Source organism: Thiohalobacter sp. COW1, from assembly GCF_016629505.1.
GTDB lineage: Bacteria > Pseudomonadota > Gammaproteobacteria > Thiohalobacterales > Thiohalobacteraceae > Thiohalobacter > Thiohalobacter thiocyanaticus_A.
The window spans coordinates 1,367,567-1,391,062 of sequence record NZ_AP024239.1 but is presented as its reverse complement, the minus strand read 5'-3'; the positions used below and the strand labels follow the sequence as shown (position 1 = coordinate 1,391,062).

Here is a 23,496-nt window from a genome sequence, read left to right as displayed (position 1 = left end):
ATGTATAATGTAGCAGGCTATATCGAATCAATATTGCGCGAATCAACAGCAGGGTCGGTAACGAATATCGTCATTTTCATTCTGATTGGCGCATTCGTATTCGCGCTCGTCTCGGCACGCAAAGGTGTCCTTCCGGGATACGTGCATTACGCGCCGAATCTTCTGACTTCACTCGGCATTCTGGGTACCTTTATCGGTATCGTTATCGGTTTGCTCGGATTTGACGTAAACAATATCGACGGCAGCATTGGACCCTTGCTCGAAGGGCTTAAGACCGCTTTTATCACCAGTCTTGTAGGTATGGCGCTGGCTATCATATTTAAAACACTGGACAGCAGCGGCAAGCTCCATAAGCGGGTGGAAGAGGATCAGGTCCAACATGTGGGACCCGAGGAAATATACACCGAGATCCGGGCGCAGCGAAACGCGACCGAGCAACTCACCCGGTCCATCGCTGGCGATGAAGACTCAGCCCTCATCAGCCAGATACGGCTGCTGCGAAGCGATGTTCAGGAACAATCGAAATCAACGGTTGAGAAGCTGTCCGCCCAGGTCTCGCTCCAGGAAGCGATATCGGTGATGCTGAACACACAGCAGGAACGTTTCGAGGCCTTCTCTACGGATCTGTGGAAGAAGCTGGATGAGTTCGCCGAGATGCTGTCCAAGTCCGCCACGGAGCAGGTAATCAATGCCTTGAAGGAAGTGATTGCCGATTTCAACCAGAATCTCACTGAACAATTCGGGGAGAATTTCAAGGAGCTGAACGCCGCCGTGGAGAAGTTGGTTCACTGGCAGGACAACTACCGCGAGCAGCTGGCGCAGATGATCGAGCAGTATTCGCAAGGGGTGCAGGCAATCACGCAGACGGAGGCGTCGGTCGCTCACATCAGCGAGGAGTCCAAGCAGATCCCCGTGGCCATGGACGGCCTGAAAACGGTACTGGAGACGACGCAGCATCAGCTCAACGAGCTGGAGCGTCACCTGGAGGCATTCCGGGATATGCGTGATAAAGCTGTCGAAGCCGTCCCGCAGATTCAGGAACAGATGGATGCCATGGTCAAGGATGTGTCAACCGCGGTGAAGGATGCGGGCGAGCAGATCATGACCGCAAGTCAGACAGTCAATGCTGCGATAGTGGATGGGGCAAAGGAATTCGAGGATCGTGTGCATCGTACCAATGAGGGGCTGACCAATGCCTCGGATCAACTGGCCAATAACAGCCAGCATATCCGTGAACAGCTGGAAGACACCATGAAGGATATCAATGAGCATGTTCGTAACCTGCTCGATGATATGAAAAATAATGCCAATGCCATTGGTGAACAGCTGATCGATGCCAACAAGAATCTTGAAGCCAGCATTAAGGAAGTTCAGTACCAGGTGACGGATTCCATCGAATCAATGCAGCAACGCCTGGAAAGCGTGTTCAATCAGATCGTTCAGGAACAGTCCAATTCGCTTGCCCGTGCGCACGAGGCATTCGAAGGTGAGCTAGGAAAGTCGATTGCAACGACTGGAGAGGCTGTTAATAAGCAACTGGAGGCAATGGATCAGGCCATGCAGCAGGAAATGGAGCGGGTCATGAATGCGATGGGCCAGTCGCTTGCTGCAATATCTAATCGCTTTACCGAGGATTATTCGGCATTGACTGAAAGAATGACGCAGATAGTGGATCAGGCCCGGCGCGCCGAGGGTCGTGCTGGATTTAACAACTGATGCCCGCCATGGACAGGATACTGGGAAAATCACGCGCGGGCGGTGAAGGCGAAGGCGCGCACTGGCTGACCGTGTCGGATCTGATGGCTGGCCTGATGATGGTGTTTCTGTTTATAGCCATAGCCCTTATGCGCAACGCCTTCATCGAGCGTGACAAGATCAAGGAAATCGCTGTTGCTTATCAGGAGAATCAGGTCGCAATTTACGAAGCCCTGGTGGACGAGTTTGAAAACGACCTCAAACGCTGGAATGCTGAAGTCAACAGGGAAACCTTGGCGTTTGAATTCAAATCACCCGACGTATTGTTCGGAATGGGTGAAACCAGGATTCGTCAACGGTTCAAACAGATCTTGTCTGACTTTTTTCCGCGTTATTTGAGCATTCTGAAGGAATACAAGGATTCCATTGATGAGATCAGAATAGAAGGACACACCAGCAGTATCTGGAACAATAACACCACCGCCACGGAAGCTTATTTTCTGAATATGTCCCTCTCTCAGGGGCGAACGCAATCTGTGCTGAAGTATGTATATGATCTGCCGGAAATTGTCGAGGACAAGCCATGGGTTAAACGCCACTTTGCGGCAGTCGGTTTTTCCTCCTCTCGCCCGGTTCTCGGCGAGAACGGCCTGGAGGATCGAGAGGCATCGCGCCGAGTTACCTTCAGGGTGATTACTAACGCAGAAACCCAGATTCGCAAGATCATTGAGGAGTCATGATCAGTGCCCCTGGACGTTGATTTCAGTGATCTGCTAAGGGCTGTACGGAAAATGGGCGCGGAGCCCGTGGACTTTTCTGTCCATAGCCAGGCAGAGCCGATTACTCAGATTGATATCGAGCTAGAAAGGGGCATTGTCCTAAATGACTGGAATGACGTTGACAGTTCAAATGGATTGCTAAGCTATAAAGGCCGGCAAATTCTGTTGTATATCCAAGACCATACACGAAAGGGTGTTCATCAAACGCTGAAAGATGGGAAAAAGGGTAATAGATTCCATATATCGGACTGCAAGACCCTGAAGATGATGCGAGAAGGCGGTCGTTTTGAGCGCTATGTCGTAACACAAAACCTTGATGGTGATTTCAAGGTATCAGGTGAAGACTGGCATACCAAAGAATATATTGAAGGGATTGCGAAGCTTCAGGTCTGTCAGAATTGCCTCAAGGAGCTGAATTACAAAGGTGCTGGAAATAGTGGTGCACGTAACATTGCTGAAACTTTCGATATAGAAGAGTTTTTCTCTGTCTATAGCTCATTTTTCCCGCATCTCCCTCGCCGTAGGGCAGGGGAGCACGAGTATGACAGCTATACCAAAGATTGGGCTCAAGTCGCTGCGCACTACAAGTCAGAAAAGAATTTTATATGTGAGTCCTGTGGCGTAGACCTGGGTGGCCACAAGAAGTTGCTTCACGTGCACCATAAAAACGGTTTGAAAGGCGATAACAGCCGGCCGAATCTGCAGGCACTATGTTCATGTTGTCACCGTGAGCAACCGCTACATGGCCAGATGTTCATCCCGCACGCGGATACGCAGTTGATCACGCGGCTGCGTCGAGAGCAGGGCTTGCTGAAACCGACAGGATGGACCAATGCGCTTAGGTACTGCGATCCCGGATTGCATGGCTTGGTGGATGCGTTAGAGCCGCATTGTTCGATTGCGCCTGAAGTGGGGTTGGATGTGCAGGATTCAAGTTATGCCGTGGTCGCCAACCTTGAGCTTGCTTGGCCGGAAACCAGGATTGGGATCGCCATATCGGAAGAGGATCGGGAAGCTGCGCGCAAGGCTGGCTGGAGCGTCTGGACTATGATCGAGGCCTTGCAAAATATACAAGGGTTAGCTTCCCATGCATGTGGCGAAATCAAACCTGCCAGAGTCATGGAACTTTAAGAACGATATACTGATATGCTGCCATCCATAGTCGAAAGCGAGCTGCAAGAGGCCGTCCGTCGCTTCCTCCAGGCTACCTTCCCAATGACGACTCCCGGGTTTCGTCGTGAAGATGGCAGCACCATGCTGGAGGAGCTTCTCGCTGAGTCTGAGGCGATTTTCAAGGGACCATATCTGAGCCTTGGACTGCCTTTCCGTAAGGCGGATGAGCAGGAAGTACTGCCCTTTGAGCATGTCCACCTGCCGTTTTCACCCTACCGCCATCAGCTGAGCGCATTCCAGCGGCTTGCAGGGCCGAATCCTAGATCAACACTGGTGGCCACCGGTACCGGCTCGGGTAAGACGGAATGCTTTTCATTACCGATTTTCGACTATTGCGCTGGTCGCAAGGAAAAGGGTATCAAGGCCATTATCGTCTATCCCATGAATGCCCTTGCCACCGATCAGGCCAGGCGTTTCGCCCGGGAAATTCATGATCAGGCCGGACTCAAGGGGCGTATCAGCGTGGGCCTGTATGTGGGTGATGCGGAGGAGACCCCACAGAAAACCATGACCCGGGACGGGGTCATCACCTGCAAAGATACATTGCGTGACTACCCCCCAGATATCTTGTTAACAAACTATAAGATGCTGGATTTCCTGCTCATGCGGCCAAGCGACCAACGCTTGTGGCGCTACAACGAACCAGGCGGATTGCGTTATCTGGTCGTGGATGAGCTGCATACCTTTGATGGTGCCCAGGGTACGGACTTGGCATGTCTCATCCGGCGGCTGCGGGATCGCCTGTCGGTTGGCGATGGCCTTGCCTGCGTTGGAACCTCGGCCACGATCGGTGGACCGGCCTCCCGACAGGAGTTGATCAGCTACGCCGAAAAGGTGTTCGCAGCCGAGTTCGACGAGGAGGCGGTGATCCAGGAAGACCGTTTTTCTCCAGAGGAGTTCCTCGCTGATTACGACGTATTTTACACGGCTTGGCCCACGAGTGGTGTCAACCGTGCTATTCGTCCGGCTCTGCACGACAGCGATGTAGATTATCTGCGTGCACAGTCCCTATTGTGGTTTGGCGAGGACGCGCCGGCACTGGATGCCACGGATCCTGATGCTGCCATGGAGGCCAGATTCGCGCTGGCGAAATGCCTGTGTAGGTGTGGTGCCTTCCGGGAGCTGCTTGAGGCAGCACATGGCATCATCGACATCAATGCATTGATCGAAGAATGGTCAACCCGGTTTCGGATCGATCGTGTCCGAGCGCGCCAGATGCTGGACAGCCTGCTTGCGCTGATTTCATGGGCCCGGAATCCCAAGGTCCCGAATGGCACGGCAACCAGCAAGCCGGGTGAAGGTCAAGCATTCGTAAACGTTCGATTCCAACTTTGGATGCGCGAACTGAGCCGCCTGGTCGCCACTGTGGAGGGGAACCCACATCTGTATTTCGCCGATGATCTCACGGACTTGACTGATCCTCTGCACTTACCCGTGGTGCATTGCCGGGAATGCCATTCAACCGGTTGGGTATCGATCCGGCATCCGGGTGAAGGTCACCTGGAGTCAGATCTACAGACCATTTACCGGGGCTACTTCGGCAATCATCCAGACGTTTCCTTGTTTTTCCCCGTCGATAACGCACCCTTGAGGGAAGCCAAGGGCACGGATGGCGCCGTTTGCCCGAACTGTTCCCAGCTGCACCCCCAGCACGTCGGTACCACATGCCCTGCATGTAATACCGATACGGCCATACCGGTTTGGGAGCCGGATATGCGGCGAACGCAGAGCAGGGGGGATACTAACGTCGTCAAGACTCACCACGATTGCCCGTTTTGTGGTGCTGGGCAAGGTCTGAGTCTGATTGGGTCGCGTGCCGCGTCACTCTCCAGTGTCTTGATTGGACGCTTGTTCGAAAGCCATTACAACGACCACAAGAAGCTGATTGCCTTCTCCGATTCTGTTCAGGACGCGGCCCACCGAGCTGGCTTTTTTGGGGCGCGCACCTACAGCACCCTGGTGCGTAGTGCCATCAGCCGATTCATTCATGCCCAGGGGGAGGGAATGCCTCTTTCGGTGGTCGCCTCAGAGATGCCTCGTTACTGGAGGAATCGAGCAGGTGACGATGCGCGGTTCGTGGGGACCTTTATCGCACCAAATATGGAATGGTTGAGGGACTACGAGCATTTAACAGGCCATGGCGCTCTTCCTGATCGGTCTACGCTTGCTGGGCTTGTAGAGCAACGGCTGACTTGGGAGGTGATCCAGGGGTTCGGACTACGCTCGCGGATTGGGCGTACATTGGAACGCGCCAAGACAGCGGCCGTGGGAGTGGATGGCCAGTCCTTGCGAGAGACGGCGCAGCAGTTGACGATGCGACTTTCAGAGGAAATCGGGCCGCTACGTGATCTAGACTCGACCAAAGTGCTCCGCTATCTGCTGGGATTGCTGTGGCGATTCAGGGTCCGTGGAGCTTTTTATCATCCGATGCTGGATGGATATGTCCAGTCGCGCGGAAAAACGTACGAGCTGTATCGCACGCCTTATATGCCGAACTATGGCGGTGCAGCGCGGCCACCGGCTATGCTGAGTCTGACAAATGTCAGCAAGTCCTTTGAGGCACTCCAGCGAGAGGGACAATCATGGTATTACGCCTGGTTCAAAAAGACTTTAGCCTCAGAAGACGACGTACTTGCGACATCTGAGTATCAACAGGCAATCAAACTCACCATTGAACGGCTGGAGAAAGACGGCTTTCTGCTACAGAAGGAAGTGGGTGCGGACCCTGTATGGGGCCTCGACCTCGGGCAATGGATATGTACAACATCGGTTGCCGAGCTTGGTTGCGATGTGTGTAGGAGCAGGATTCAGGTGCCCTCTGAAGATGTCGAGGGATGGCAGCATACCCCGTGCCTGCAGAGTTATTGCTCAGGCCAATTTGTTCATATGCCGACCTCTCATACTGATCAACCCAGGCAGGTTGAGTGGCCACATAGGCTGGTGCCATCTGAACACACAGCCTTGTTGGACGCTGAGACTCGACTCAGCGTTGAGCGCTCGTTTATCTATGGCAAGAAGCCATGGGATATTAATCTGCTTTCCTCGACTCCCACGCTTGAGATGGGAATCGACATTGGTGATCTTTCGACTGTGCTGCTGTGCTCCGTTCCGCCCAGGCAGTCCAATTATCTACAGCGGATTGGGCGTGCAGGCAGAAGGGATGGTAATGCACTAACGGTGACAGTTGCCAATGCTCATAAGCATGACCTGTACTTTTACGCTAACCCTAGAGCTATGATTGATGGTGATATTCACCCTCCGGGTGTCTTTCTTCAGGCAACGGCGGTGCTCGAACGGCAGATGATCGCTTACTGTTTTGACCGTTGGGCTGCGTCAGGTGTGGCAGGAGATTCGATTCCGCGCAAACTTCAAGAAGTTCTCGATGGAGTGGAAGCGGATGCGAAAGAGCGCTTTCCCAATTCCTTCCTGGCCTTTGTAGAAAAGAACAGGACAGCCATATTCCGGGAATTTGTCGGATTGTTTTCTGAACTGTCAGAAGAGTCACAGGAGCATCTCAAGAGCTTTCTTTTGGGTGCGAACGAACAGTCAGGAATGGCGAACCGCGTGATGAATCGCCTGCACCAGTTGGTTCAGCAGCGTAAAGGCCTGAATAAGAGGATCGATCGCCTGAAGTCACAGAAGCAGAGACTTGAAGATCTGCCTCGGGATGAGGCAGTCGATGAAGAACTCGATGGAGTTTTGGCAGAGCGTGGTGCACTGATGGCCTTGCGACGCCGAATAAATGACACCGCGACGTTGAATTTCTTCACCGATGAGGGATTGTTACCCAATTACGCCTTCCCAGAGGAGGGCGTCACATTACAGACCGTAATTCTTCGTCGCCTGAAACAGGCAGAACGAGAAGGGGACGAAGGCGGCCGGCGTTATGAGCGAATCAACTTTCAGATGCAACGTCCCGGGCAGGCAGCTCTCAGTGAGCTGGCGCCGTTAAGCCGCTTTTATGCCGTAGGTCGAGAAGTTGAGATAGATCAGGTTGATCTGAGTGTAAGCGAGGCACAGCCTTGGCGATTGTGTGACCGATGCCATTATATGGAAAACGTCGCTATTACAGGTGACCCTCATTCTGTCTGCCCGCGCTGTGGCAGTCCGCAGTGGTCTGATGCTGGCCGTAAACGCAACTTGCTTAGGCTGCGACAGGTGTTCGCAACCGCCGATGACCGTAGCAGCAGAATTGGTGATGACAGTGATCAGCGTACGCCTATTTTCTTCAACCGGCAGATGCTGATAGATGTCCCGCCGGCATCCGCGACTAAGGCATATAGGATCATCAATGAAAAAATACCCTTTGGCTTCGAATATTTGCCTAAGGTAAGTCTTAAAGAAATCAACTTTGGCCAGCCGGGTGATCAGTCACATGAATTTTCAGTGGCGGGCGACTTCTCGTCTCGACCCGGATTCCAGCTTTGCCGCCATTGTGGGAAAGTTCGTCGTAATCATCGAGGCAAGCGACCAGGTTTTCAGCACGCTTACGACTGTAAGTTGCGGCGTGCAGGCGCAGTGGAGACTGAAGACGACTATTTCGAGAGTCTGTATCTGTTCAGGGAACTGGAGTCAGAAGCAGTAAGAATCCTGCTGCCTTTGGCAGAGGTCGGTAGCTCAGGGAAACGTTTGCACTCGCTGATTGCGGCCCTGAATCTAGGTCTGCGACAATATTTTCGTGGAAATGTGGATCATATTCAGGTCGCACATCAGTCAGAACCGACAGCAGGAGAGACTCGGAAGCACTACTTGATTTTGTTTGATAGCGTTCCAGGCGGTACAGGTTATCTGAAAGAATTGTTAAGGAGCCCGGAAAATCTTATCAACCTACTGCGCGGGGCTTATGAGGTTATACACAATTGTGAGTGCAAGACTGATGATAGCAAGGATGGGTGCTATTCCTGTATCCTTGCCTATCGAGAAAGCCGCAAGATGGATGAGATATCTCGTCAGGCAGCGGATGAGATTCTTGAGAAAATACTCTCGGAGTCAGAAGGTCTGCAAGAAATCGAAAGCCTGGGTTCCGTTGAAATCAATGCGCTTCTAGAAAGTGAGCTTGAGCAGAGGTTTATTGATGCACTGACAAATACGGATGGCGTAAGCCTCTCGCCTCAGCTGGTTGACGGAAAACCTGGATTTTTTGTCACGATTTCTCACAATGGCGGTTCGGGTATGGCAAGCGCATGGAAACTTGAACCCCAGTGCAAGCTTGGCCCTGCGCAAGGAGTTGACCTGCAGGTAGTTCCGGATTTTGTTTTCTGGCCAGTCAGGGAATCGAGTGAGTGCCTGCCCGTCGCCATCTTTATGGACGGATTTCAATACCACTATTCCAAACTGGCTGATGATACTGCAAAGCGCCAGGCTATTTTAGATAGCGGAAAGTTCATGGTTTGGACATTCGGCTGGCATACATTGCCGAGTACAGGATCCAAGATGCTAAAACCGGCGTCCGAGCTTCTATCAATCGACCAACAGCCGAATATGAAAAAGATGTTTACGGGGCTCAGCTCAATCGCTGGTTGGCAGCCGTATCCAGAGTATGAGAGCACCCTCGTCGAAGGGTCATTTCGTTGGTTGTTGTTATATCTTTCTGGTGGCAAGGAAGGTAGGGATCGTCTACGTTATACGGCATTGTCTCGCAGTCTGGGGTGGCTTGACCACAGAAGTCTGCAAGACTCTGGGTATCGGCAAGAGCTATTGTCCAAACTAGAGCCGTATATGCCATCGTATATTCGTGAGATATGGCCTGGTAAGGATGATGATCCAGCCACCTTGGGAGCCCTGCTTGGTGAAGCTGGAGGAGGTTCAGAAGGGATATGTATTGCTTCCCGTATTCCGAAGTCTGCCTTCGCAGAGGCGCAGAAACAAAACATTGAGCCCTTTAAGCATGATTTAACTGTACATCATGCCATTGATGACAGCGATGCACGCCAGGACAAGGACTTCGAACTGCGATGGCTTTCCTACTGGGAAACTGCGAATCTTCTTCAATTCGTGCCGAACCTCACTATGTCATCAGTAAAAGGAGTGATGAACGGTATCTATTCAGCTCCTGTACGAGGGAAAGTAACAGCAGCGACGGAACCTGAAAAAGCTTCGCAAGAAGAGGATATGTGGTCTCATGTCGGCAAGAATTCCTTATTCGGTAGCTCGGTAATTAGGCTTAAACATGCAGGGCTCCCCATTCCTGATGTTGGAGTCGAGATACTAGACCAGGCGGGTGAAGTATTGCCTGAAATGGACCTGGTATGGAGTGATAAAAATATCGGAGTTGTTGTCGATGCGGAAGAGGCGGAAATAAAAGCCTTCGAAAAACAGGGGTGGTCGGTGTTTGTCGGGCTTGATGATACCGTAATCGACCAATTGACGTCCAAATTAGGCGTTGCGCATTAACAGGAGTTATCTGTGAATCAGCTTAGGCCAACCGTTGCGATTTCTACTGATTTCCTGGAATCCTATGCGAAAATTCCAAAGTCGCAGCAGAAAAAAGTCATGAGCTTTGTAACAAAGTTTCGTAATGATCCATATAGCTCGGGAATTAATTACGAAAAGCTCAATGATGCTGCCGATCCGCAATTTCGCTCTGTTCGGATAGATCAGGATTATCGAGGGATTGTGATGAGTCCAGAACAGGGTAATGTTTATGTCCTGCTTTGGGTCGCCAAGCATGACGATGCATATGACTGGGCACGACGACATACTTGTGAAATTCACCCTGAAACTGGCAGTCTCCAGCTAATACAGGCTACTGATGCTGATGAAAATCAAACGCACATTGAGCAAAAGGAAAAAGTAGATGTTGCGCCACTATTCAGCTTGAGGGATCGAGAACTTCTGCGACTTGGTGTTCCGGAAGATAAAATATCTGTAGTCAAAGAGATACGGACTGAGGACGCGCTGGAGCGTCTGGAGGGCAAGTTGCCGAAAGAGGCGTTTGAAGCTCTGTATTTGATTGCTGCGGGTAGCGATGTTCAGGAAATTCTTCAAGAATACTCGCCCACCCTTGAACAGAAGGTGGATACTACGGACTTTGCCAGCGCCCTACAGAGAGAACAGAGCCTGCGCAGCTTCTATGTGGTTGAGGACGACCACGAATTAGAGGCCATGCTTTCGGCCCCGCTGGAGAAATGGAGAATCTTCCTTCATCCATCTCAGCGAAGATTGGTGAACTGGAGTGTCAATGGACCAATCCGAGTTCTTGGGGGTGCAGGCACAGGCAAAACTGTTGTGGCAATGCATCGGGCGCGCTGGCTAGTTCGTAACAGCCTGTCAGCGCCTGATCGTAAGATTTTATTTACAACATTTACCGCCAATCTTGCGGTTGATATCCAGGAAAACCTTAGAAGAATCTGTTCTGCCGAAGATATGGATAGAATCGAGGTTGTGCACATAGATGCCTGGGTGAGTCGGTTCTTGAAAAGGCATCGATATCCTCATCAAATAGTATATGAAGGCAATGATCAATATAAGAAATGCTGGGATATCGCCCTAGATACGAAGCCATCAGATCCAATGTTGCCGAAGAGTTTCTATAACGAAGAATGGGATAGGGTGATCCTGCCGCAAAGGATTACTGATGAGAAGCAGTATCTCAGGGCGAGAAGAACCGGTCGAGGCGTTCCTTTGACAAGGGCGCAACGGTCAGCAATATGGCCGGTTTTCGAGGAACTTCAGATACAGTTGCATCAGCGGGGATTGCGGACGAGCGAAGACGCCACGCAGGATGCTGCAGACCTGCTGGAGTCAGGTAATGCAAGCTTACCCTATGATGCTGTTGTGGTGGATGAGGCGCAGGATATGGGTCCGCAGGTAATGCGCCTTATCAGGCTCATGGTCCAAAAATCCAAAAACGACTTGTTTATTGTCGGCGACGCACACCAACGCATCTATCGAAGGAGGTATACCCTCAGCGCTTGTGGAATTGAAGTGCGTGGCAGGAGCAGGAGGCTGAAAATAAATTATCGTACCACAGAAGAGATTCGTCGTTTCGCTACCGCAATGCTTGAGGGTATGAAGGTTGACGACTTGGATGGGGGTGAGGACGAAAAAGGCGGTTACAGGTCGCTGGTGCATGGTGATAAGCCGCTAGTCGAGGGGTTTGGGTCACAGAAAGAGGAGCAAGACTGGATCAATGTCAATATCAGCTCCTTGTTGGAACAGGGCGAAAGCCTTAAGGATATATGTATTGTGGCACGAACCAACGAGCTGCTTGGAACGTATGAATCCGCGCTACGTAAAAATGATATCTCCTGCATCCGAATGAGTAGAAAGGTTGCCGATAATCGTAGCCAGGATGGTGTTAGATTAGCGACAATGCATAGGGTTAAAGGGCTCGAATTCCGTCATATGATGATTGTTGCTGCAAATGAGGGTATTCTGCCCTTGAAAAATGCAATTGAAAAATCGGAAGATCCTACAGAGAACAGATCGAGTGAGTTTTCTGAGCGTGCGTTATTCCATGTCTCTGCCACACGCGCAGTACGTCAGTTATTTGTCTCTTACTATGGTAATCCGAGTAAATTCATCAGTGAAATATGATCTTCCCTGATCAGGGAAATCAGTCAATATGAATCAGTAAAAATAGGGGTTGGCTGCCATTATCCCATGATCAATCTATGCTGACTTTGTGGTCATCAGAATTGTAGTGAGTTTTGCTTTTATGTCCACAGCACTGCCTAAATTAACCCCATTGCTGACATTGCATAATGCTGGGTATTCCAGCGAGGGTGGCCTTGACCCTCTCTATAGCTCTGAATCCGTCGAGGCCGAGGAAGATGAGGAGGAGCTCCGCGCCTTTGTCGGCAACGTGCGCCTGGTAAACGGCGCGACCAAGCACGAAATTTGCCAGCGTTTAATGCTGGCCTTCAATACCCCATTCTACGCGGTAATTTTGGTCGCCAGCAGCGTGATGTCGGAGGGTGTGGATCTGCACCTTAACTGCCGTCATATCATCCACCATGACCTGGCCTGGAACCCGAGTAATCTGGAGCAGCGCATCGGTCGCGTGGACCGCATTGGCGCCAAGGCAGAGTACGCCGGCAAGCCTATCCACGTCTATCTGCCCTATGTGGCCGAAACCCAGGATGAGAAGATGTATCGGGTGGTGACGGACCGTGAGAATTGGTTTAATGTCGTCATGGGCGCTGCAATCGCAACGGATGCGCAGACGACGGAGAAGCTCGCAGAGCGGATTCCGCTGCCAGAGGCGGTTAAGAAGGCATTGAGTATTGATCTTTCGTTGAGTTGAAAATTTATAGGTAACAGATTGCTGTCCGTAAAATTGAGAATATGAACAGACTTATTGAATTAGGATTTGAATGTGTGGGGCACTGGAAATTAGCTGACGACCGTCCTGTCTTTGAGCTGACAAACCAAGTAAATGCAAAAAATGTCCTATATGCGTTCGTGAGTAATGGCGATATAAAATATATTGGAAAAACAACGCAGACACTCAAAGGTAGAATGGCCAGTTATCAGAATCCGGGACCAAGTCAATCGACCAATATCAAAAATAACGAAAATATAAAAACACTTCTGAAGGCTGGAGAAGCAGTTGATATTTTTGTTCTCCCTGATTCCGGTCTTCTCCACTATGGTGGATTCAATATTAATTTGGCGGCAGGCTTGGAGGATAGTCTTATATCCGATATATCACCGCCATGGAATGGTCGTCCTAATGCAATTCAAGAGCCTGAAAACACAGTTAACGATAGTGAAGCCTCCCCTGTCGAATTAACTGTATATAAGCAAAATGCGGAATTGAATGCAGGTACGGAGTCAAGGATTGACGATACAATATTTCACTTCCAGCTACGCGTAACCTATTATAATCAAGGGTTCTTCAATGTGCCTACGAAGTATATGAAGTTATTTGGCGCTGATCGGGACAAAATAGAAATATATTGCGGTGAAAGCAAGCAGTTGATTCAGGGTTATATCAACAGGTCCGTAAATAAATCTAATGCGCCGCGGATTATGGGGGGAACGCAATTGCGCCAATGGTTTGGTCAAAATTTCGAGATTGATAATCCGGTTCAGGTTGAGGTGCTTTCACCAACGTCAATATGGCTGAGAAGGGGAACTATTCATGTCGCTAACACTCATTCGCCATAGTCTTTATAAAGCCGTTCAATATCTGTGATGGATCACGATAGATTCCGGACCCTGATCAAGCGGTTGTATGCTACGGTAAAAGAGCTTGAGGAGATGTTTCCTGGTAGGCATTTTACACCCGATGGCCACATGGTGGGCAGCATTGGTGAGTGTCTGGTTGCAGACGCCTATGATCTTGAGCTTAAGACGGCATCAAACAAAGGCTATGACGCGGTCACAAAGGCCGGGTTGGAAATTGAGATCAAGGCAACACAATCGAATACCGTTGCTTTTCGTGGTAAGCCGCTGCATACGATAGTCATAAAGATACTACCAGACGGAACATTTGAAGAAATTTATAACGGGCCGGGAAAATATGTTTGGGATCAATTCGAAGGAAAGCCACTACCCAGCAATGGTCAATATCAGATTTCGCTTACCAAGCTTCGCGTACTTAATCAATCTGTGGCTCAGTCAGACCGGGTGCCAAGAGTCATTTAAATAACTGCAACATAGAATCTGTAGACGATCGCCAAATACCGCTTACGGTACCAGTGTGGTCAACGATGAGCTCCGGCTTCGACGAGACATTTGCTGAAAATAGGTAGGTATAAATGGAGGGATACTTCAATATGGGAAATAACGGAGAGCGCCCATTTTCAGCCTGACCCGGCTGTGCGGTTATGCAGCGGAATATCGCCGATGCATCAACTCCGAGAACTGCTGTTGCAGTTGGTCTATATCCTCACAGCCCTCCGTACAACTGTGAGCTCGCGCTATATATCAAAGGTAGTATCAGTTCGCTATCAAACTTACAGCAACGGCGGATTAACCAATGCTGCTGCCAGTTTCAATAACACCTCGTCAGGATAATTGCCTTTTGCGCGGTTGAGCGACCATACTACCATCCGGCAATTATCCTTCGTGTAGCCCTTCCTGTTATCGATCCTGTCTATCGATATCGCCCATGGGTCTTGTCGATATTTACCTGGCTTTTCCCCAAACCTCCCTTTGGCGAAAGGTAGCCCAGTCACTTCACACCTTCCCTTATCCAGGCGTGATTGGATCCAATCACGGTCAAGGTCAAATTCGCGGTTTTCGCGTTTGGCCTTGCTTTTGTACAAGCTCAGCAGGGCGTTAGCAGGATTTCTGCGATAGCACTCTCTGACCTGTTCACGGCGTTTATTTGCGTCACGATGGTTCTTGTTGTACCAGCGGCGATAATGCTTCGGACACATGCCGTGTTTCTTTGGCCAAACATCAGGAGATCCGCAGACACTGCATTTACTGGTGTTACCATTTATACTTGGCGGAGGAGCAAGTTTTCGGCGCTTTATCTTGGCTTGCTTATTTTCAGCGCTGCCAGTCGTTAATGCAGTAATTGCTCCCGCTTTTGCTACACATGAGGTATGCAGTGACGGAGTAGTATTATTTGTCCTGACATGGGTCAGTTGAAGTTGGACAATTCGATAATCAACATTACCAATTGGTGCTGGTTGTTTCCGTAGTACTACTGATGCCCACTGCTTTCGCTTAATCTTCTTTAAGGGCGCCACTTTATCTCCAGCTTTGATATAGGCATTGATCATTCCAGACATGTGTTCCAGACGTAGACGGTGTATATGCTGTCCACTATCCAGATCCATTTCCAAGTGCATGCCTATGATCCGGCATTCTAGCTGCTGGCTAAGTCCTTGTTGATTCATGGCAAATATCTCTGCAATCATTTTGTCACCTGATAAATAAATAAATACGTCTACACATTATACATAAAATTTTGTCATTGTCAATACTGTAGACAATGTTCATGTATACAGGTACGATTTCTCAAATTGTCATGCAGTGAGCAGCACCGATGGAAGACAGAGTGCAGATAAACGTCCGTATCAGTGCGGACCTGGCGGATAAGATTGATGAGAAGCGCATGCAGCTCAAAGGGGAGCTGGGTAAGATTCCGACTCGTTCTGAGGTCGTGCGGCTAGCGCTGGAGGCATATCTCAAAGTAAACGATGAGCCGTCTTCTTGACTTCAATTTCATGGTCTATGAACTGACCTGAACCTGAGGTTTTCAAAAGGGAATGTATGTGCGGTCGCTTTACCCAAATTACCACACCTGTGCGTTTCGCTGAGCTCGCCAATGCCCGTTGCGAATTTCTCGTGTTTCCGCCAAGATATAACATCCTCCCCGGCCAAAAAGCACTCGTCTGTCGGATTGATCCAGCGGGAGAGCGGGAGATGGCCCTGCTGCGCTGGCCCTACACCCCGCCCTTCGAGAAGCAGCCCAAGACCCGGTACTCCACCATCAATGCCAAGGCCGAAACCCTGACGACCAGCCGCCTCTGGCGGTTCCCCTTCCAGTATTTCCGCTGTCTCATCGCCGCTGATGGCTTCTATGAGCCGAAGGACACCGGTGAGAAGCGCAAGCCGCAGTATTACTTCCGACGCAGGGACGGTGAACCCTTCTTCATGGCCGGACTCTGGGGTCGCTGGGAGCCGCCGGAAGAGGAGGGCGGTGAGGCGTTTGATTCCTGCGCGATCATCACGACCGAGGCCAATGCAGCCATTGGCGAGGTTCATCCGCGGATGCCGGTGATTCTGCCGCCCGATGCCTGGGCGCAGTGGCTGGATCCGGCGGTCACGGATTCGGAGCAGCTTCAGGCCCTGCTGGGCTCGGCGCCGGATGAGGGATGGGAAGGGTATCCGGTGGGCTATTACACCCGCGAGGACAGCCCGCAGGTGATCGAATGCCAAAACTGAAAACCCCCGCGGGAGCGGGGGTTGCGCCTTCCCTGGCATTGAGCCGGATCGCAGACCCTAGTGTCGCTCGGCGCAAATGTAGTATCCAGTAATCCTTGTCTGGGGTCTGTCCGCTGTGGCTGAAATTCCTGACAGCCTGGGATTACATCTACAATCTCCGCATCCACAGAAGATAAGTGGGGGGTGAGGACAAGAGCAAGCCGGCGCCGGCCCAGCGCCAATCATGCCGTATCCAGCGAACGATGCAGTGATCCAGGAGTTTCGCGCCGGTTCGCAGATGTGGGCAACCCGATACCCAGTCTCTCCCAGATCCTCCGCGCAGGAATCGCTGCCCGGCCCGGCTGACGGATCGGGTGGTCGCCGATCTCGTGGGATAATATACGTGGGCGTGGATATATATATGGAGCGAGAGATGCTATCGAAAGATGAACAGGAAACATGGGAAAAGAGGAAGAAGGAAATCCGGACCCGGCACCCACGCCTTTTCCCCAAGCCGTTAGGCTTTGCGTGCCCGCCGGCTTGGGCGGAGGTTCTCGAGGACACATTTCGGCAGATGGAAGAGGCCGCTGAGCGGATGGATCTTCCTACTGATGCGTGGCCTCAGATCACTGATGTGAAAGAAAAATACGGCGGATTGAGAATCTACTACCAAGGGTGCAGCCTGTCAGATGAAGCGGTTTTCGATCAGATTATCGAAGCTGCTGAAGAGCGCATCGAGCGCACATGCGTGCAATGTGGCGCCCCAGGCCGTGTCGGTCCTGGTGGCATGTGGTCGTACTGCGGCGAGCACATGCCGGAGACTGAGGACAAGCGCGTGCTGTGACCCCAAAATCCGAGGGTGCCGGATTCGCTTCTGCGAGCCTCAGGCTTGCGCAGTAACCATTTAATAAAAAATAAAAATATATGCCTCATCGAATAAAAATGTACCACGTGACACACTTTTTTCGCAGTCGGAGGCCCGGCGTCTTCTCGCCATCTGATCCCAGGCCCTAGGGACGATCCTGGGGCTTCGAGTCAGATCCACCACATGAATCCGAGGTTACTGACACCGCCTCGACAACCCGCAAAGATTCATCGTAAAATACTGATATACGTGGTGTAATTCGTGTACAAAAGATCTGGGTGTACCACGTGGTACACTTTTTTCGCAGTCGGAGAGAGGTCGGAGACCGGCCTATCGGGATCAAGATCTGATCCGCCACCAAGCAAAATAATTAACAAGCCATTGGTATAAGAAATGGGGTTTTCGGGTAAGCAAGCGTGGATTGGTATTTTCCTGTACCTACTGTTTACCCCTTTGGCCACTTGATCCTGCTGTTTTATCTCGTCTGGCTGATCGTTCGCTGCCTTTTAAGGGCCTCAAACTGGCCAGCTGCGGCGAGCCGATACCGAATCCCGGAACCTGGCTATTCTGATCGTCAACTAGACACCCCCTTCTTGCCGCCCTTCGTGGCTTTTGTTTGCACTGTCGGTTGGCTGGCCCGTATTGGCCCACTTCGGGCCCGAAGTGGGCCAATACGGGTCACATTAGTAGAGCGCACCGTCATCAAACACCTTACTGGGCCAATACGGGCCAGTTCGGGCCCAAAGTGGGCCAATACGGGCCACTTTAGTAGAGCGCACCGTCATCAAACACCTTACTGGGCCAATACGGGCCAGTTCGGGCCCAAAGTGGGCCAATACGGGCCACTTTAGTAGAGCGTACCGTCATCAAACACCTTACTGGGCCAATACGGGCCAGTTCGGGCCCAAAGTGGGCCAATACGGGCCACTTTGCCAAGTACTGAACTTGATCCGGTGTCGATCTGCAGACTCGAAAACACCATTCTGCGCTCGATGCCAACATCCATTAACGATACCCAATTTAAAAAAGATGACGAATCTGGCGTGAGATAACCGGTGGAACCATTGTCAATATTTACTCGCGAGTTAGCACGTCGATACCATTAATACATCCATGTATTAATGGCGGGAGGGACAGAATTTGCGAGCGGGAACGCGAGTAAAATTGGCCCGACCCCGGGAGGCGCTGGCGGGCCATTTGCCGAGCAAATGGCATGACAGGATCGAGGACGACTGAGATGGGCATCAACACAGAAAACGGTATCAACAACAGTTCGGCATCCGACACTCAATCGCGCAACATTTACCGATTGGCATCGAAGTTCGACCTTGGCATCAAATCCGAAAATGCAGAATTCCGATTGCTGAATCCGGACAACATCAACACGATCGAAGATGCGAGTATGGTCGCCAAGCGCGCGCAGCAATACGCCGAGAAGGAGCCACGTGAGCTGTCACCGAGCACGGTACGCTGCTACGAGAGTATGGTCCGGCACATCGAGCATTACCGCATGGGATCGTCCGACGTGCCCAATATGCCGCGACTCGGAAAATACCATCCCGGCCACAAGCAATATTGCGTTGCGCGCGCCGCCTTGGTGTGGGATGCGCAGCGGGGCGTCAATGTGTGGTTCGCGAAAATGGGGCATGCATGGCAGGTGCAGGACAAGATCGGCCTGCTGTATGCCGCCAAAATACTCGCCCACTACCTGCGCACCCTGATCGCATTCCCGAAAGGTGAAAAAAGCTCCGCGCTCAAGACCGCCAACGCCGTGCGTGAACAAATCGGAAAGCGGGAACCGCCGCGAACCGGAGGTGAGCGGGGATCGAAAAAGAAATTGCTGCCGAGGCTTCCGAAAGATTGGCGTCACCGGATGTGGTCGGCGGCGGCCGGCTCGAAAAAATACCGACTGCCACTGGCTGTGATCGCCTGCTGCGGTTGCCGGCCGGCGGAATTGAAAAATGGCGTCACGGTAAAATTGGTCGATGGAGACCAGCTTTACTTCCGCATCGAGGGGGTGAAGGTCGACGAAGACAAGGGCCACAAAGTGCGCTCCGTCACTTTCGCCCTGGCAGACCCGGAGGCGCATCCAGAGTTCATCTGGCTGCGGGACCAGGTGCGTGACGCCGGAGGAGAAAAGCGGGTCAACATCTCTGACGCCAATGCGTTCGGCATGGCGGTGAGCCGATTCAGCAAAAATGCATTCCCCCGGATGCGTAATACCGTCACCCCTTACGTCTATCGTCATGCCGTGGCGCAGATGATGAAAACGGATCCGGATACGGATCAGGAAACCATTGCCCAGGTACTGGGTCATATTACCGATCGGACGCAACGCCATTATGGGACCCGAAAACAGAAAGGCTCATCCGGCCTGAAAGTGGTCCGGTCATGGTCCAGCCGGAAGGTTAAGCTGGATGAATCTACCCGGAATCGTGACCCGGTCCGCCAGGCGCAATTCCAGAATGTGATGACCGTAACCCATATCCCGGAATCTAAACGCGGAAGTTTTCCGCTAACAGCGCAAAATTTGATTTAAATCTCAGAGCGAGGACTCCGCAGCGCTGCCTGATCTGTGCCGGCTGCCGCCGACACTTCCCAGGGAGCGCGCTGCGGGGAAGGGTTGACCGAGCCCCAGGTTGACAACGAAACGAAAAGGTACGACGCAATGAAAATCAGTGAATGGCATTGCGGCTGTCGCCGCTCCCGGATCCCCGGTGCCGGCCGGGTGAACAGCATAGCCATTCCTTTCGGTCGGTCAAAGTATTGTTCGCACACCGCCTGCGCTGCGCTCCACCTGGACCTTTCCTCATTCCATGCCTTCATTAAACTCCGAGGCCGGCAACGGGGGATGGCATATTGAACTTGAGAGGGTTTGTCGTCGTGATGTGCAATAAGAGACCGAGATCAGTATCGCTGCATAGGGAAAACGCCTGCAGGATATCGTTGAGTCGGCCCGTAAGAAAGCGGACCGCACTTCCAGATCAAACTCGACCCGCGGACCCGTGAGACACTGGGTCTGGTCAAATCGCGCCAAAATCGGTTGCAGGCCATCGTGTCGGTTCGCTGCAGGTGTTAATACTTCGGATGTACGCGGACATGGATCACAGGATCGACCTTATGAACTCGACAGGGGATATTTCTTATACGCGAGACTAGATCGAGGCCGGTTACTCAGGTAACGCCACTGATCAGGCGTAAGCCATTGTGGAGTTGGCGACGGAACTGTTCGGCCCTGAACCGGACAAGCGACCTGTAGTGGTCAAGACCGACGCACAGGGAAAACCGCAGCGCGAGGATATCGTTGCCACCTGCCTACCAGACCCCGGGCGATTCATGTAGCCGCTCTGCAATAATTCCGAATCATGCCAATTTTTGGGATTTCGGTTTCGCACTTAATAGTCTGTATCTGAACTGGATTCCGTCCTCATATTTATAAGTAACTGCATTAATTAGTATTAAACCCTACTTCGGTTATTTTTACGCTGGTGTATATGAATGATGTTTACCTTTCCAATAGGGGGCAATGTCAAGGGTAACAATGTGGTGAATGATGTAGATAATAGGATATGAGGAATGTGATGAAGAGGTAGCCTTAATTATATAGGGTAGGTCAGATGCTGAGGTACTCGTATTTTAGGATGGTGAAGTGTGATGAGGGTATGAGCCACCATGCCATACTAACGGTTTACAGCCGCTAATTTGAGTATCGGAAAACATACGCTCTGATCTTGTCTTATATCATATGAAAACCCTTCATCATGTTCTGTGTGTCTCATACTGCATAGGAGATCATCATGAAAGAGATAAAATCAGCACTTGAAGAAAAACGCCGCTTTCTGTCTGAGCGTGCTACCAGGATACGTACGGCGGGTATACCGGCTTTGCAACAACTCATTCTGGTCGGGCATACCGATACCGGTGGTGGAAGGGAGGCACGAGCACTGTTGACTGCACTTTATGCGCCTTAGGCACATTCATATTCACTTGATGGATTGCGGGCGTTTGATTCAGAGCTGACAGAAGCTGCGCTTGCGGTAATGGCATTGGACTCCCTCGCTGAGATGTCGATCGACCGATGGGTGCCAAACGCGGCAGTTATACGTGAGTGGTCTGTTGATAATATGAACCAGCATGACCCTGTACAGCTGACACCTTAGCCTGCAGTGAATGTGCTGCGTTAATCACGTTAATCCCCCTCCAGTCTCGCTACTGGAGGGGAAAATCCGAGATTCATGACAGAAGTGGCGAGTATATAGATCAATCAATCACGCATATGTCGATGGTGTATGTTATATATAATACGCAATAAGATACTGAAAAACAAGATAAATAGTGGAATTTGGGCTCAGAAATTGAGATAATATGCATGAAGGGTAGGTCGATAGGAGAAAAGGCATGAACTACATCGCGACACTCATTCTGGAGGCCCTGATCGAGCAGGGGCATGACGATGCATATATTGAAGAAAAGCGCATTGAGTTGTCGGGACATACCGGGAAATTCTGCTCACTTCTGTCATTGAATTGTTTTGATGCAGATACGACTCGGAAGGTCGCAGATAAAGTAGGCGTCCCAGTCGACGACTTGAAGACGACGCTGCATACAATCCGGGAGTTTTAATTAACAGAGTTTAATATTTCTGATAAGGCGCATTATCAGAAATAAATAGCCGATATCGGCGACTTGAAATCGCCGAGGTCTGATTATCCAATATTGGTATGAGAATCACGATCAGAAACGAAGCTGACCATATTCAGGCGTTGGAGCTTGTGGAGGCGCTGCTGGATAGAGCAGAAGACTCTCCCGATGACCCTCTCAATCCAATCATTGAAATGCTCAGCGACGCTATCACAGAATACGAAGATCAGGATCCGGAACTACTCGCAATCGGACAAGATCCTGCTGAAGTCACGAGCGCACATGCGCTCTGTGGCACGTTGGATCCGCAACGCGTCGCAACCGCGGCGCTACAGAGCTTCTTCACCATCACTGGGCAGTGGGGCCTGGGCGATGCTGAGCAGCGGACACTGCTCGGAGACCCTCCCGAGGACATCTTTTTCCAGTGGAAAACGGAGCATACTGCCAGTCAGCTCGACCCGGACACGCTGAAGCGAATCAGTTACATCCTGGGCATCCACAAGGCGCTGTGCATACTGCTGCCATCGAGACGTGCGGCCTTCGAGTGGGTCAAGAAGCCCAACGATGCTCCCCTCTTTCAGGGGCAAACCGCACTCTCACGCTTACTGACGGGCCGCATGGAGGATCTGCACCAGGTGCGGGCATATCTGGATGGTGAGTGCGGCGATACCATGGAAATGGAACACAGGAATTTCAGGGCCGTCGTCGTCATCGACTTCGATGAACAAGATCAATGCTACCACGGCCATGTCGCAAACTTTCCCGGTATCTGGCCGTTCCATGGCGCCACTATTAACGAACTCCGCCAGGCATTCGAGCAGGTGGTCGATGACTATTATGAGGCCAATCCTATGTTCGCGGGGATGATCACCGAGGCAGATCATCAGGCCAAGCGCGATCGGCAGGCGGCGTTCGCGCGCTGGTTCGACGAAAACCCGGACAGGGAGGTGCCGCGCTCGAAACGATTCGAGAACTGCCGGATTGAGCCGTCCGCCGAGCTGAAGGCAAAAGAGGATGCGTTCGATGAAGCGATGCGGGCATTCGACCGGACCTGCGAGAAATTTGACAATGCGCTGCGTGAGCTGGCGAAGTAGGCCGTCATGAGCGGCTGGCGCTGGATCCCGGACAATACCCTGACTGTCTGTCACACCGATCTATTGAAATACGGTGGGACGAGTGGCTTGATCGATCACGCCAAGCTGGACTCTGCCATGACGCGTGCCTCCAATCTGGCCGCCTATGGTGAGCCGGACCTGGCCGAACTAGCCGCGGCCTACGGCTACGGCGTGACCCGGAACCACCCCCTCCCAGATGGCAACAAGCGGGCCGCCCTGGTCGCCATCGACATTTTCCTCCAGCTGAACGGCCAGGAGCTGATCGCTGATGAGGCTGAGGTGGTGCGGGTCATCCAGGCCCTGGCTGCCGGCAATCTCGAGGAACCTGAGCTGGCGGACTGGATCCGCGCTCACATGCAAAATGTTTAGTATTCTAAACATACCGGGAGTGAGGCGGTGA

17 protein-coding genes are annotated in these 23,496 nt (G+C 51.6%); 16 read left to right on the top strand and 1 reads right to left on the bottom strand.

Translation table 11 applies throughout. The features are described 5' to 3' along the window. The 8 genes from COW1_RS06540 (at position 1) to COW1_RS06505 (ending at position 14,240) form a co-directional block, all read left to right on the top strand. On the top strand, positions 1-1,716 hold the full coding sequence (locus COW1_RS06540) for a hypothetical protein (protein ID WP_201345782.1): 1,716 nt from the start codon (positions 1-3) through the stop codon (positions 1,714-1,716). An 8-nt stretch (positions 1,717-1,724) separates the two neighbouring features. Continuing rightward, on the top strand, positions 1,725-2,435 hold the full coding sequence (locus COW1_RS06535; protein ID WP_201345781.1) for an OmpA family protein: 711 nt from the start codon (positions 1,725-1,727) through the stop codon (positions 2,433-2,435). A gap of 3 nt (positions 2,436-2,438) precedes the next feature. Continuing rightward, positions 2,439-3,605: an HNH endonuclease gene (locus COW1_RS06530; RefSeq protein WP_201345780.1), complete on the top strand. Its 1,167-nt coding sequence runs from the start codon at positions 2,439-2,441 to the stop codon at positions 3,603-3,605. A 15-nt stretch (positions 3,606-3,620) separates the two neighbouring features. Continuing rightward, on the top strand, positions 3,621-10,040 hold the full coding sequence (locus COW1_RS06525; protein WP_201345779.1) for a DEAD/DEAH box helicase: 6,420 nt from the start codon (positions 3,621-3,623) through the stop codon (positions 10,038-10,040). Between the two features lie 12 nt (positions 10,041-10,052). After that, positions 10,053-12,185: a UvrD-helicase domain-containing protein gene (locus tag COW1_RS06520; RefSeq protein ID WP_201345778.1), complete on the top strand. Its 2,133-nt coding sequence runs from the start codon at positions 10,053-10,055 to the stop codon at positions 12,183-12,185. A 121-nt stretch (positions 12,186-12,306) separates the two neighbouring features. Next, positions 12,307-12,894: a helicase-related protein gene (locus COW1_RS06515; protein ID WP_201345777.1), complete on the top strand. Its 588-nt coding sequence runs from the start codon at positions 12,307-12,309 to the stop codon at positions 12,892-12,894. A 41-nt stretch (positions 12,895-12,935) separates the two neighbouring features. Then, a complete protein-coding gene (locus COW1_RS06510; RefSeq protein WP_201345776.1) occupies positions 12,936-13,760 on the top strand; it encodes a GIY-YIG nuclease family protein in 825 nt (274 codons plus the stop codon). Positions 13,761-13,787: 27 nt separating this feature from the next. Further along, complete coding sequence (locus COW1_RS06505; RefSeq protein WP_201345775.1) at positions 13,788-14,240, top strand: hypothetical protein; 453 nt, start codon at positions 13,788-13,790, stop codon at positions 14,238-14,240. A gap of 311 nt (positions 14,241-14,551) precedes the next feature. Here COW1_RS06505 and COW1_RS06500 read toward each other — a convergent pair whose 3' ends face one another. Then, entirely contained in the window at positions 14,552-15,466 is a 915-nt protein-coding gene (locus tag COW1_RS06500) for a hypothetical protein (RefSeq protein WP_201345774.1), read from the bottom strand. A 128-nt stretch (positions 15,467-15,594) separates the two neighbouring features. Between COW1_RS06500 and COW1_RS06495 the strand changes: the two genes are divergently transcribed. The 8 genes from COW1_RS06495 (at position 15,595) to COW1_RS06460 (ending at position 23,465) form a co-directional block, all read left to right on the top strand. Next, a complete protein-coding gene (locus COW1_RS06495; protein WP_157745450.1) occupies positions 15,595-15,765 on the top strand; it encodes a ribbon-helix-helix protein, CopG family in 171 nt (56 codons plus the stop codon). 56 nt (positions 15,766-15,821) lie between these two features. After that, positions 15,822-16,496 (top strand): SOS response-associated peptidase, encoded by a 675-nt coding sequence (locus COW1_RS06490; RefSeq protein ID WP_201345773.1) that lies wholly within the window; start codon positions 15,822-15,824, stop codon positions 16,494-16,496. A gap of 400 nt (positions 16,497-16,896) precedes the next feature. After that, positions 16,897-17,319 carry a hypothetical protein gene (locus COW1_RS06485; protein WP_201345772.1) on the top strand — a complete coding sequence of 141 codons (423 nt, stop codon included), beginning with the start codon at positions 16,897-16,899 and terminating at the stop codon, positions 17,317-17,319. A 1,258-nt stretch (positions 17,320-18,577) separates the two neighbouring features. Further along, a complete protein-coding gene (locus COW1_RS06480) occupies positions 18,578-19,879 on the top strand; it encodes a site-specific integrase (protein WP_201345771.1) in 1,302 nt (433 codons plus the stop codon). Positions 19,880-21,137: 1,258 nt separating this feature from the next. Continuing rightward, the gene (locus COW1_RS06475; RefSeq protein WP_201345770.1) at positions 21,138-21,311 is read left to right on the top strand and encodes a hypothetical protein; all 174 of its coding nucleotides are present in this window, start codon (positions 21,138-21,140) and stop codon (positions 21,309-21,311) included. A gap of 427 nt (positions 21,312-21,738) precedes the next feature. Next, the gene (locus COW1_RS06470) at positions 21,739-21,963 is read left to right on the top strand and encodes a hypothetical protein (RefSeq protein WP_201345769.1); all 225 of its coding nucleotides are present in this window, start codon (positions 21,739-21,741) and stop codon (positions 21,961-21,963) included. Positions 21,964-22,061: 98 nt separating this feature from the next. Beyond that, entirely contained in the window at positions 22,062-23,075 is a 1,014-nt protein-coding gene (locus COW1_RS06465; protein ID WP_242466507.1) for an antitoxin Xre/MbcA/ParS toxin-binding domain-containing protein, read from the top strand. Between the two features lie 6 nt (positions 23,076-23,081). Continuing rightward, on the top strand, positions 23,082-23,465 hold the full coding sequence (locus tag COW1_RS06460; protein WP_201345768.1) for a type II toxin-antitoxin system death-on-curing family toxin: 384 nt from the start codon (positions 23,082-23,084) through the stop codon (positions 23,463-23,465). The last annotated feature ends 31 nt before the right edge of the window (positions 23,466-23,496 follow it).